The 11,832-nt window shown below is 64.9% G+C and carries 11 protein-coding genes and 1 tRNA gene; 7 read left to right on the top strand and 5 right to left on the bottom strand.

The window, feature by feature from the left end; genetic code table 11:
• Positions 1 to 64: 64 nt before the first annotated feature.
• Together wecC and wecB are read right to left on the bottom strand one after the other, a co-directional pair.
• Positions 65 to 1,375, bottom strand: a complete 1,311-nt coding sequence (wecC, locus tag A7Q26_RS09035; RefSeq protein WP_066859073.1) for a UDP-N-acetyl-D-mannosamine dehydrogenase — start codon at positions 1,373 to 1,375, stop codon at positions 65 to 67.
• Between the two features lie 78 nt (positions 1,376 to 1,453).
• On the bottom strand, positions 1,454 to 2,587 hold the full coding sequence (gene wecB / locus A7Q26_RS09030; protein WP_066859072.1) for a non-hydrolyzing UDP-N-acetylglucosamine 2-epimerase: 1,134 nt from the start codon (positions 2,585 to 2,587) through the stop codon (positions 1,454 to 1,456).
• 167 nt (positions 2,588 to 2,754) lie between these two features.
• On the opposite strand from wecB, the gene A7Q26_RS09025 reads away from it, so the two are divergent.
• Both A7Q26_RS09025 and A7Q26_RS26145 read left to right on the top strand, forming a co-directional pair.
• Positions 2,755 to 4,068: a UDP-glucose dehydrogenase family protein gene (locus tag A7Q26_RS09025; protein ID WP_066859071.1), complete on the top strand. Its 1,314-nt coding sequence runs from the start codon at positions 2,755 to 2,757 to the stop codon at positions 4,066 to 4,068.
• Complete coding sequence (locus tag A7Q26_RS26145) at positions 4,065 to 4,193, top strand: hypothetical protein (RefSeq protein WP_269747238.1); 129 nt, start codon at positions 4,065 to 4,067, stop codon at positions 4,191 to 4,193. Before A7Q26_RS09025 ends, A7Q26_RS26145 begins: the two co-directional genes overlap by 4 nt.
• Before the next feature lie 6 nt (positions 4,194 to 4,199).
• Here A7Q26_RS26145 and A7Q26_RS09020 read toward each other — a convergent pair whose 3' ends face one another.
• Positions 4,200 to 5,048 carry an ABC transporter permease gene (locus A7Q26_RS09020; protein WP_066859070.1) on the bottom strand — a complete coding sequence of 283 codons (849 nt, stop codon included), beginning with the start codon at positions 5,046 to 5,048 and terminating at the stop codon, positions 4,200 to 4,202.
• A 116-nt stretch (positions 5,049 to 5,164) separates the two neighbouring features.
• Between A7Q26_RS09020 and A7Q26_RS09015 the strand changes: the two genes are divergently transcribed.
• Positions 5,165 to 5,857 carry a GcrA family cell cycle regulator gene (locus tag A7Q26_RS09015; protein WP_066859069.1) on the top strand — a complete coding sequence of 231 codons (693 nt, stop codon included), beginning with the start codon at positions 5,165 to 5,167 and terminating at the stop codon, positions 5,855 to 5,857.
• A gap of 60 nt (positions 5,858 to 5,917) precedes the next feature.
• Here A7Q26_RS09015 and A7Q26_RS09010 read toward each other — a convergent pair whose 3' ends face one another.
• Positions 5,918 to 6,760, bottom strand: a complete 843-nt coding sequence (locus A7Q26_RS09010; RefSeq protein ID WP_066859068.1) for an outer membrane protein — start codon at positions 6,758 to 6,760, stop codon at positions 5,918 to 5,920.
• A gap of 158 nt (positions 6,761 to 6,918) precedes the next feature.
• Here A7Q26_RS09010 and parE point away from each other — a divergent pair, with 158 nt between their 5' ends.
• Positions 6,919 to 8,895, top strand: a complete 1,977-nt coding sequence (parE, locus tag A7Q26_RS09005; RefSeq protein WP_066859067.1) for a DNA topoisomerase IV subunit B — start codon at positions 6,919 to 6,921, stop codon at positions 8,893 to 8,895.
• A 50-nt stretch (positions 8,896 to 8,945) separates the two neighbouring features.
• The gene (locus A7Q26_RS09000; RefSeq protein WP_232313740.1) at positions 8,946 to 10,229 is read left to right on the top strand and encodes a serine hydrolase; all 1,284 of its coding nucleotides are present in this window, start codon (positions 8,946 to 8,948) and stop codon (positions 10,227 to 10,229) included.
• Between the two features lie 43 nt (positions 10,230 to 10,272).
• Here A7Q26_RS09000 and A7Q26_RS08995 read toward each other — a convergent pair whose 3' ends face one another.
• Positions 10,273 to 10,929 carry a uracil-DNA glycosylase gene (locus A7Q26_RS08995; RefSeq protein ID WP_066859066.1) on the bottom strand — a complete coding sequence of 219 codons (657 nt, stop codon included), beginning with the start codon at positions 10,927 to 10,929 and terminating at the stop codon, positions 10,273 to 10,275.
• 23 nt (positions 10,930 to 10,952) lie between these two features.
• Between A7Q26_RS08995 and folK the strand changes: the two genes are divergently transcribed.
• Positions 10,953 to 11,462, top strand: coding sequence for a 2-amino-4-hydroxy-6-hydroxymethyldihydropteridine diphosphokinase (folK, locus tag A7Q26_RS08990; protein ID WP_066859065.1), 510 nt, complete (start codon positions 10,953 to 10,955; stop codon positions 11,460 to 11,462).
• A 41-nt stretch (positions 11,463 to 11,503) separates the two neighbouring features.
• Positions 11,504 to 11,579: transfer RNA gene (locus tag A7Q26_RS08985), tRNA-Lys, on the top strand.
• Positions 11,580 to 11,832: the final 253 nt, after the last annotated feature.

Genomic DNA, 11,832 nt, shown 5'->3' with positions numbered 1-11,832 from the left:
GGTTAACGACGGGACAGGGCGATGGCAACTGTCGGCGCGACGGGGCGCGCCGCCACACTGACGGTCAGACGGCGATGCGGTCCGGTGCGGGCGCGATCCGGTGAGGCTGGTCGGGCCGACGGGGCTGATCGGGCCAGATGCCCCGCGTGTCATAGACCGCCTTGCCGGCGCGCTCGTCCACCGGGACCGATTTGAACATGTCATGATCGACCAGAATGACGAACACGCCACATTGTTCCAGAGCCGTATCGAGATCGATCAGTTCGGCCCCCGTCCCGGCAAACTCCATGGGCAGCGACTGCGCATAGGGTTCGACCAGCTTGATGCGGCGCCCATAGCGACGGGCGAGGCGCGCGGCGACCTTCACCGCCGGACTTTCGCGGAAATCGTCGATATTCGCCTTGAAGGCAAGACCGAGGCAGGCGACGTCCTCGCCCGCGAAGTCATCGATCATGTCCGACGCTCTGGCGACCACATGATCCGTCTTGCCATCATTCACCTCGCGCGCTGTGCGGATGATTCGGGCATTTTCGGGATCGCCATGGACGATGAACCAGGGATCGACGGCGATGCAGTGGCCACCGACACCGGGGCCGGGATTGAGGATGTTGACGCGCGGATGCCGGTTGGCGAGGCGGATCACCTCCCACACGTCGATATCCATATTCTCCGCGATCACCGACAATTCGTTGGCGAAGGCGATGTTGACGTCGCGGAAGCTGTTTTCGACCAGCTTCACCATTTCCGCTGCGCGGGCCGTGGTGGTGATGCAGGCGCCGCGCACGAACTGGCGGTAGAAGCCCAGCGCCTTGCGCGCGCAACGCGGCGTGATCCCGCCGATACAGCGGTCATTGTCGATCAGTTCGACCAGGATGCGGCCCGGCAGAACCCGCTCCGGGCAATAGGCGATGGCGATGTCGCCCTGGGCGCCCTGCCCGGGCATTCTGAGGTCGGCGCGCAGCGAGCCGATCACGTCGCGCAGCGCCTCGGTCGTGCCGACCGGAGACGTGGATTCCAGGATCACCGTGTCCCCGGGCTTCAGCACCGGCGCGATGGTCCGTGCCGCCTTCAGGACATAGGAGATGTCTGGCGCGCGATCTTCCGCCACCGGGGTCGGGACAGCAATGATGAAGACGTCGCTTTGCTCGACGTCCAGGCTGGCGCGCAGATGGCCCCGCGCGACCACGCCCTGAACCAGGCCGTCAAGATCGACTTCCTCGATATGGACTCGGCCCGAATTGACTGTTTCGACCACATGGGCCGACACGTCCACGCCCACTACCTGGCATCCCCCGCGCGCGATCAGAGCGGCGGTCGGCAGGCCGATATAGCCAAGGCCGATGACGGAAACCTTCTGCTTGGTGTCGACGGGCATGGGGCAGGCAATCCTTTGGGCCGGTTCGATTTGGCTGCCCTTCTGCGCGGAAATGCTGAAGATTTCGGTAATGAGACGTCAGGCGGCGCGTACCGCGGGTTTCACCATGGCCATCACCGCCGCAATCCGTTCCGCCGCCTTCCCATCGCCGAAGGGGTTGTGCGCGCGCGCCATCGCCTGATAGGCGTCTTCGTCATCGAGCAAGGCCAACACCGCGCGCACGATGCGCTCCCGGTCTGCCCCGACCAGCTTGGCTGTGCCCGCTTCGACGCCTTCGGGGCGCTCGGTCGTCTCGCGCATCACCAGCACCGGCTTGCCGAGCGAGGGCGCTTCCTCCTGCACGCCGCCGCTGTCGGTCAATACGAGATGGCAGAGGTCGAGCAGCCGCACGAAATGCGGATAGTCGAGCGGCTCGATCATCGCGACATTGGGAAGGCCGCCGAGCACGGCGTCCATCACCGGGCGGACATTGGGGTTGGGATGGACGGGGAAGATCACGGCCACGTCGGGCCGCGCGGCGATGTCCGCGATCGAGCGGGCGATCGCTTCCATCCCGCCACCGAAATTCTCGCGCCGGTGGCTGGTGACGGCGACGATCCGTTTACCCGCGAAGCGCGCAGCAAGATCGTCCAGCCCGCTCGCCAGGGACGGCTCCGCCAGTACCCGCGCGCGGGTCGCCAGCAGCGCGTCGATCACGGTGTTGCCAGTAATGTGGATACTCGCAGGGTCGCGATTTTCGGCTCGCAGCGCATCCGCGGCCGCCTGAGTCGGCGCGAAGTTCATATCGGCGATGCAGGCGACCACGCGGCGATTCACCTCCTCCGGCCAAGGGTGATGGATGTCGCCGCTGCGCAGCCCTGCCTCGACATGGGCAACCGGAATCTTGCGATAATAGGCGGCAAGGCTGGCCACCATGGTCGTGAGCGTATCGCCATGAACGACCACCCGGTCGGGTCTCTCGGCATCGAAAGCCTTGCCCAGTTCGACGATCAACCGGGCCGTCAGCCCGTCCAGGGTCTGGTTGGGGAGCATCACGTCCAGATCGATGTCAGGCGTTATGCCCGCTATCTCCAGCACCTGATCCAGCAGGTTGCGATGCTGCGCAGTGACGATGACGCGGGTTTGCACGCCCTGCCTGGCCCGCAGCGCATGGACCACCGGAAACATCTTGATCGCTTCGGGCCTCGTCCCGAACACAATGGCAATCTTCACGGCTCTTCCTTCTGCCTGCCCCTACGCTCCACCTGTCGCAGAAATTGGTATACAGCCCCTGAATCGCTTGCGCATTTTCTCGCTGCATTGCAGCGAACCAAATTGTGCAGAGGTTTTCCTGAAGCCATGCTACATCATATTCTTTCTTTGCGGAGCCAGAGCACCTCATGAAAATCACCATGATCGGCACAGGTTATGTGGGCCTTGTGTCGGGAGCCTGTTTTGCGGATTTCGGGCATGACGTCGTGTGCGTCGACAAGGATGCGGGCAAGATCGCGGCGATCGAATCCGGGCGGATGCCGATCTTCGAGCCGGGCCTGGACCAGTTGGTCGGCGGCAATGCGGCGGCCGGGCGGCTGACCTTCACCACCGATCTGGCAGCAGGGGTCAAGGGCGCGGACGCGATCTTCATCGCGGTCGGCACGCCCTCGCGCCGAGGCGACGGCCATGCGGACCTGAGCTATGTCTATGCTGCGGCGCGGGAGATCGTCGAGGCGCTGGACGGGCCGGCGGTGATCGTCACCAAGTCGACCGTGCCCGTGGGCACCGGCGACGAAGTCGAGCGGATCGCACGCGACCTGCGCCCGGACCTCGACATCCAGGTCGTCTCCAACCCCGAATTCCTGCGCGAAGGCGCCGCCATCGGCGACTTCAAGCGGCCCGACCGCGTCGTCGTGGGCACCACCGGATCGGACCGCGCCATCGCGGTCATGAGCCAGATCTACCGGCCGCTCAACCTCAACCAGGCGCCGCTCATGTTCACCGGCCGTCGCACCGCCGAACTGATCAAATATGCCGCCAACGCCTTCCTGGCGACCAAGATCACCTTCATCAACGAGATGGCGGACCTGTGCGAGGCGGTCGGCGCCGAGGTGCAGGACGTGTCGCGCGGCATCGGCCTCGACAACCGCATCGGTTCCAAGTTCCTGCACGCAGGGCCGGGCTATGGCGGCTCCTGCTTCCCCAAGGACACGCTGGCGCTGGTCAAGACCGGTCAGGACCATGACGCGCCGATCCGCATCGTCGAGACGGTCGTGCAGGTCAACGACCTGCGCAAGCGGGCGATGGGCCGCAAGATCGTCAAGGCGCTGGGCGGCGATGCGCGCGGCAAGACGGTCGCGCTGCTCGGCCTCACCTTCAAGCCCAATACCGACGACATGCGCGACGCCCCCAGCATCGCCATCGTCCAGGCGCTCGAGGATGCCGGCGCGAAGATCGTCGCCTATGATCCCGAAGGCATGGAGGTCGCCGCCCCGATGATGCCCGGCGTCACGATGGCAAAGGACGCCTATGAAGCCGCGAAGGGCGCCGACGCCCTCGTCCTCGTCACCGAATGGGACATCTTCCGCGCCCTCGACCTCAAGCGCCTCGCCGCCTCCATGACCGGCAACGCCCTCGTTGACCTGCGCAACATCTACCCCCTCGCCGAAGCGGCCGATGCAGGCTTCTCGCTCTCCCGCGTCGGTAGCGCGGGGCATTGATCTGGCCCTGGGAGGAAGGGCATGGTCATCACCGCGCCCTTCCTCGCATCCGTCACTGGATGATCGCAGCCCTGCTGCTGACCGGCATGATGATCGTCATGCCGGTTCTTTTCGCATTTATCTGAAGCGGCTCAGGCCTTGATCTTCCAGCCCCGGCGCAAAAGGCCATAGCAGAGACCACCGAAGATCAGGTTGAGCGCCAGCAGCACGAGGCTGCCCGTCGCCACATTGGTATCCGCCGCCGCGACGAAACCGTAGCGGAATCCCGAGATAATGTAGAAGAAGGGGTTGGCATGGCTGATCCCCTGAAAAAAAGGTGGCAGCCGGTCGATCGAATAAAAAGTGCCCGACAGCAGCGCGAGCGGACCGATCACGAAATTGGTGATCGCCGCGCCATGATCGAACTTTTCCGCCCAGATTGACGTCAGCACACCAAGAAAGGCGATGAAGCTGGTACCGAGCAGGCCGAACCAGATCACCGCCCAGAGATGCGCCGGCGTCACATGGACGCCGGGCCAGGCCACCATCGCCAGCCAAAGGGCACAGCCCACCAGCACCGCGCGCGTCACCGAGGAGGCCGCGAGCGCGAACAGCAGTTCACCAACCGAAATAGGTGGCATCAGATAGTCGACCAGAGTCCCCTGCACCTTCCCCACCATCAGCGAGAAGCTGGCATTCGCGAAACAGGCGTTGATCATGCCCATGATGATGAGGCCGGGCGCGATGAAGTCGGCAAAGGGGACCGCCTCCCCGCGTAGCGTCACGGTACGACCGCCGCCGCCCAGCGCGACGATGAAGATGATGAGGAACATGAGCGTGGTGATCGCCGGCGCCCATACCGTCTGGAGTTGCACCTTCATGAAACGGCGCACTTCCTTGCGATAGAGCGCCCAGGTGCCAGCCCAGTTCACGTTCCGTATCTGCGGCACCCCCGGTTCGGCAAACAACGATTCGGTGGCAATTTTGGGCTGGTCGTTCATGGGCAGATCGACTATCGGCTGAACCGTTGTGCCGCAAGGGGTCAGGTCCGGGGATTTGAACCTGCGCGCCGCGCTTCCCATATGGGAAGCCATAGACGATTTTTGAGGAGTTTTCATTGTCCTGGACCGACGAGCGTATCGACCAGCTCAAGGCGATGTGGGAACGTGGCCTGACCGCCAGCCAGATTGCGGACGAACTGGGCGGCGTCAGCCGCAATGCGGTGATCGGCAAGGCGCATCGCCTGGGCCTGCAATCCCGCCCCTCGCCGGTAAAGGCGAACGAGGCGCCCAAGAAGGCCGCCCCGCCGCGCAAGCCCGCCCCCGCACCCGAAGTGGAGGCGCCGCGCGCAGCCGCCGCACCGATCGCACCGCCACCGGCCCCGCCGCGCCAGCCAGCGCCGGTCGCGCCCGCCGCTCCGGCTGCGCCCGCAGTTGCCGCGGTGTCCGCGGATGCGCCGCCCCCTCCGCCGCAGCCGCGCATCGTCTCGGTCGGCCCCGGCGGCTTCCTGCGCCAGGGTCCGGGCGACCAGCAGGCACCGATCCCGCCCGCGCCGCCGCGCCGTCTCGTACCGGCCAAGCCCAGCCCGGAAATCGCAGACAAGACCAGCCTGCTCGACCTGACCGAGCGTATCTGCAAGTGGCCGATGGGGCATCCGGGCGAGCCCGACTTCCATTTCTGCGGTGAGCAGGTGAACCCCGGTTTCCCCTATTGCGTCGAGCATTGCGGGCGCGCCTATCAGGCGCAGTTGCCGCGCGGCACGCGCCGCCCACCGCCGCCGATGCCGTTTGGCGGCCCGCGCGTTCGGTAAGCCTATCGAAAAGGGCCGGTTCCCCAGGGGAGCCGGCCCTTTTCCATTCATATCGAACAATCAGAAGCGGAAGCTGGTCGTCACCATCACGCTTTGCGTGTCGAACTTGTCGCCGCGATTGATGCTGGCGCCGCCCGACGGGGTGATCCGGAAGGGATTGGTCGCCGGCGCGCTGCCCGCGCCGACATCGACCCGATAGTCGCCGACATTGTAACGGGTCCACAAATAGCGCGCGCCGATCGAGAAATTGCTCGAAACCTTGGCCTCGACACCGCCGCCCATGGTCCAGCCCCAACCATCCTCGCTCCGGCTTTCCTCCGTGAAGCTGTTGACGCCGTTACTGGTGTTGAAATTATTTTTCACCTTGGCGTAGGCCAAGCCTCCGGTGATGTAAGGCATTATGCCGCCAGGCGTCGTATAGCCCAGCCGCGCGCGCAGATTGGCATTCCAGTCGATCTTGCGCCGCATGGTGTAGAATGCCGGGGTCGTCGAAAATTCGCTGACCTTGTCGTCGACATAGGCTTGGCCGGCTTCGGCGACGACGCCAGCCACCAGGCTGCCGAACTGCATGTCATAGCCGACATGCCCCATCCAGCCGATCGCGTCCTTGTCGCTGTTGCAGCCGGCGCCCGGAGTCGCCCCGCGCGCCGCGCCGCCGCAGGTGCCCGGCGAAAAGGCATTGGCGCCGGCAGCGGTGGTCACGGCATCGTCATAGACGCCGTCGGCATCGGTATCGAAACGCAGATGCTCGCCGCCATCCCGCTTCTGCCAATTATAGCCGAACGAACCGCCGACATAGGGCCCGGTCCAATCGACCCCGCCGCCGCTGTCCTGCGCAAGGGCCGGCGTCGCCAGAACAAACGCCAGGGTGGCGCCAAGCGGCGCGATCGCGATCAACTTCATAATTATTTCTCCTCGCCTGAGCGGTCATTCGATCCGCCATCGCCAGCGCAAACGAGCCACCCCAATTTTTGTTGCACTGCAATCTGTTACTTTTCTTTGCTGGGGTTGCCCGCTTGCAACCCTTGCGCCCTTCGCCCGCCCGCTTATAGCTTGTGCCCATGTCCGAAGACCTGTTCGCCGCCAACACCTCACCCACGCAGCAATATGATGCTTCCACTATCGAGGTGCTGGAAGGACTGGAGCCGGTGCGCCGGCGTCCGGGCATGTATATCGGCGGCACGGACGAGCGCGCGCTGCACCATCTCGCCAGCGAGGTGCTGGACAACAGCATGGACGAAGCGGTCGCGGGTCACGCCACCCGGATCGAGGTGACGCTGGAAGCGGGCAACCGTCTGACCATCACCGACAATGGCCGTGGCATTCCCGTCGATCCGCATCCCAAATTCCCGGACAAGTCGGCACTGGAGGTGATCCTCACCACGCTCCATTCGGGCGGCAAGTTCGAGGGGAAGGCTTATGCCACCTCCGGCGGCCTGCATGGCGTGGGCATTTCGGTGGTCAATGCGCTTTCCACCACGACCGTGGTCGAAGTGGCGCGCAACAAGGAGCTGTTCCGCCAGAGCTTCTCGCAGGGGCTGCCCAGGACCGCGCTGGAGAAGGTCGGCGCGGCGCCCAACCGGCGCGGCACGTCGGTCAGCTTCATTCCCGACACCGAGATTTTCGGCGAACAGAAGTTCAAGCCCGCCCGCCTCCACCGCCTGGCCCGATCCAAGGCCTATCTGTTCGCGGGCGTGGAGATACGCTGGAAATGCGACCCCTCGCTCATCAGCGACGACACGCCCGCTGAGGCTGTCTTCCAGTTTCCCGGCGGCCTTGCCGACCATCTGAAGGAGCAGGTCGGCGACCGCGACTGTGCGACCAGCGTCTTTTTTTCGGGCAATCAGGATTTCCCGGGCATAGCGGGCCGGGTCGAATGGGCGGTCGCCTGGCCGCTCTGGTCGGACGGCAGCTACAGCTGGTATTGCAACACCATTCCGACGCCGGACGGCGGCACCCATGAGGCCGGCCTGCGCGCCGCGTTGGTGAAGGGCATCCGGGCGTTCGGCGATCTTGTCGGCCAGAAGAAGGCGAAGGACATCACCGCCGACGATATCATGACCTCGTCGGAGATCATGCTGTCCGTCTTCATCCGCGATCCCCAGTTCCAGAGCCAGACGAAGGATCGGCTGACCAGCCCCGATGCGGCGCGGCTGGTGGAAAATGCCGTGCGCGACCATTTCGACCATTATCTCACCGACCATATGGACCGGGGCAAGGCGCTGCTAGCCTATGTGCTGGATCGCATGGACGAGCGCCTGAAGCGCAAGCAGGAGAAGGAGGTCAAGCGCAAGACCGCCACCAACAGCCGCAAGCTGCGCCTGCCCGGCAAGCTCACCGACTGTTCCAATGATGATCCCGAAGGCGCCGAAATCTTCCTGGTCGAAGGCGATTCCGCCGGCGGTTCCGCCAAGCAGGCGCGCGATCGCAAGACCCAGGCGATCCTGCCGCTGCGCGGCAAGATCCTCAACGTTGCATCAGCGAACACCGCCAAGATACTGGCCAACCAGGAAATTGCCGACATGATCCTGGCGCTGGGCTGCGGCACGCGCAAGGACTGCAATCCCGACAATCTGCGCTATGAACGCATCGTCATCATGACCGACGCCGATGTCGATGGCGCGCATATCGCCACTTTGCTGATGACCTTCTTCTTCCAGGAAATGCCGGAACTGGTGCGGCGCGGGCATCTCTATCTGGCACAGCCCCCGCTTTACCGCCTGGTCGCGGGCGGCAAGAGCCTGTACGCCAAAGATGACGCCCATCGCGAGGAACTGCTGGCCAAGGAGTTCAAGGGCAAGAAGGTCGATATCAGCCGCTTCAAGGGTCTGGGCGAAATGAACCCGATGCAGCTGCGCGAAACCACCATGGACCCCAAGACACGGATGCTGATCCGCATCACGCTGCCCGACGATGTCGAGGACCGACAGCAGGTTCGCGACCTGGTCGACCGGCTGATGGGCACCAACCCCGCCCACCGCTTCGCCTTCATCCAGGAAAATGCCGCAGCGGTGGACGAGGAAGCGATCGACGCGTGAGGACCGGACCGATGGCTTTTCCTTCGGTCCGAAACCGGCGGAGGTAGCGCGTGCGTCCATGGTCGATCCTGTTCGCGCTGATTCTCCTGGCCCTTCCCATGCGCGCATCGGCCCAGGCCGATCCGACCTATCGATCCCGCGCCGAACAACTGGTTCGCATCCTCGCCGCTCCGGGTGACGAGGATGATTATTTTGCGCCCCTCTTCCGCGACGCCGTGCCGGTCGATCGCTGGCGCGCGGTCGCGGCCGATCTGCGCGCCCGGCACGGCCAGCCCCTTTCCCTCGGATCGGTCCGCAGCGAGACCGCAACGGCCGGCCAGGTCGAAATCCGATTCGAGCGAGCAACCGTGGGCTTCACCCTCGTCATCTCCCCGCAACCGCCCCATCGCGTGATCGGCCTGCACATCATCGGCGCGCGTACCGCCCATGACAGCCTGGACAAGGTGATGGCCGACATTGCCGCCCTGCCCGGCTCGACCGCCTTCGCCATCGCCAGGCTGACCGACGCAGGCCCGCAAATATTGTACGGCCATCGCACCGATACGCAGATGGCGACCGGCTCCAGCTTCAAGCTCTACATCCTCGCGGAACTGGCGCGCGCCGTCGCGGCCCGCGAACATCGCTGGAGCGACAGCATCCCGCTCGGTCCGAAGAGCTTTTCGGGTCGGCTGGCGGCGTGGCCGGACAAGGCGCCCATGACGCTGCACAGCCTCGCCACCGCAATGATCGCCGAAAGCGACAATAGCGCCAGCGACACGCTGCTGCTCGCGCTGGGCCGCGACCGGGTCGATGCCATGCGGCAAGCCGCCGGTCATGCCGATCCTGGAACGGCATCGCCGCTGCTCACCACGGCCGAAGCGTTCGCGCTCAAGATGCCCGCCAACAGCGATCTGCGCCGGCGCTTCGAGGCGGGTTCGCCCGCTTCGCGCCGCGCGTTGCTGCGAGAATCTGCCCAGCGACTGACCGCGGACAAGGTCGATGTGGGCAGCGTCGCCGAAATGCCGGTCGCGATCGAGAGCGTCGAATGGTTCGCAAGTTCCCGCGACATGATCGCCCTGCTCGACTGGCTGCGCCTTCATGGCGGCGACGCGCTGCCGATCCTGGCCGTCAATCCCGGCATTGCCCCGGCGGACGCGCGGCGCTGGCGCTATCTGGGGTACAAGGGGGGCAGCGAACCCGGCGTCATGGCGATGAACATGCTGGCGCAAGGGAGAGACGGCGCCTGGTATGCGGTCAGCGGAAGCTGGAACAACCCCGCAGCGCGGCTCGACGAGGCCAGATTCGTCGCGCTGATGACAAGGGCGCTGAACCTCTTGGCCGGGGATATTCACTGACCGGGTTGCTGCGCCTGCCGGTTCCGCCTTGTCGCGCCGATATCTAGATCGCTGCCAGTTCCACAGCGCGGGCAAACACCGCATCGAGCATGTCCGCCGTCAGCCGGCCGATATTCTGATTATATCGGGAGCAATGATAGCTGTCGATCAGCATCCGGCCATCGGGCATCCTATGTTCGGCCTGATGGGCAAAGCGCGCCTTGGGCAGCTTGCCGCCCAATATCTTCACCGCCGACTGGTGCGCGACCTCCCCCAGCGCGACGAAGGTGCGAGCGCGAGGCAAGGCCGCGACGGCATCCGCCAGGAACGGGCGGCAATTATGGATTTCCTGCGGCACCGGCTTGTTCTGCGGCGGCAGGCATTTGACCGCATTGAGGATGATCGCCCCCCGCAGGACTAGGCCATCGTCGGGGCGCCCGTCATAGCGCCCTTCGACCAGTCCATGCCGTGACAAGGTCGAGAACAGCAGAGTGCCGGCATGGTCGCCCGTGAACGGGCGTCCGGTCCGGTTAGCGCCCTGCCGGCCCGGCGCCAGGCCGATGATGGCGATGCGCGCCTGGGGATCGCCAAAGGCCGGCACCGGCGCATTCCACCAGTCAGGATGTTCGGCGCGGCATTCCTCGCGCAATGCGACCAGCCGGGGGCAGCGCGCGCAGTCGCGCGGCGGCTCGGTTTCAGGCAGGGGGCTTTCCAGGATCATCGCAAGCAGATAGGCGCAGCCCCATGGTGGACACAAGAACCCACATCTATGCGCTGGCGCTGGGATCGAACCGGCCGCTTTCCGCCCGGCGCACGCCGCCCCGCCTGCTCGCGGAGGCGACGGCGCTGATCGCAATGGAAACCCGATTGCGAGCGGTGTCACCGACCATCGCGACGCCGCCACTCGGTCCGTCCGCCCGTATCTTCGCCAATGGGGCGCTGCTGGTGGAAAGCCCCCTCGCCCCGCCGGCAATGCTCGCCCTTCTGCAACAGGTCGAAAACCACCTGGGCCGCCGCCGCCATCGTCGCTGGGGCGCGCGCAGCGTCGACATCGACATCATCCTCTGGTCTGGCGGGCGATGGGACAGCCGGACACTGACGATTCCCCATGCCGCCTTTCGCAGTCGGGCCTTCGTTCTCAACCCGTTGCACGCCATCGCGAGCGGGTGGCCCGATCCGGTCACGGGACTGCGCGTCCGCCATCTGCGCGCGCGCCTGCAAAAAGCAAAAGCGAAACGCGCGACAAGAGGTTGACCATCCGCCCCGCCCCCTCTAGGGGTCCACCACCTCTTCGGGGGCCCTTAGCTCAGTCGGTAGAGCAACTGACTTTTAATCAGTAGGTCGCTGGTTCGAACCCAGCAGGGCTCACCACCCCCCCCCCGGAACAGCATGAAATCGTTGGAAAACCGTACTCCAAACGGTTCCAAAACCGTACAGTCTCCTGAAACGGTCCCCCCGAATGCCGTCCCTAATGTCGAGGTAAAGCCTCGGAATTATTCGATAATCAAGTCATCCCGCGTCTACCGAAAGTGTCTATCGAACTAAACATATTTGCTCGTTAAGCATCGGACGGGCCAGCGTCTAACGCGCCCTCGCTGCGTAATACCAACCTGCATTGATCACG

The sequence above is a fragment of the Sphingobium sp. TCM1 genome (assembly GCF_001650725.1).
GTDB lineage: Bacteria > Pseudomonadota > Alphaproteobacteria > Sphingomonadales > Sphingomonadaceae > Sphingobium.
Note: the sequence above shows the minus strand (reverse complement) of the source record. Positions and strands in the feature narration are given on the sequence as shown.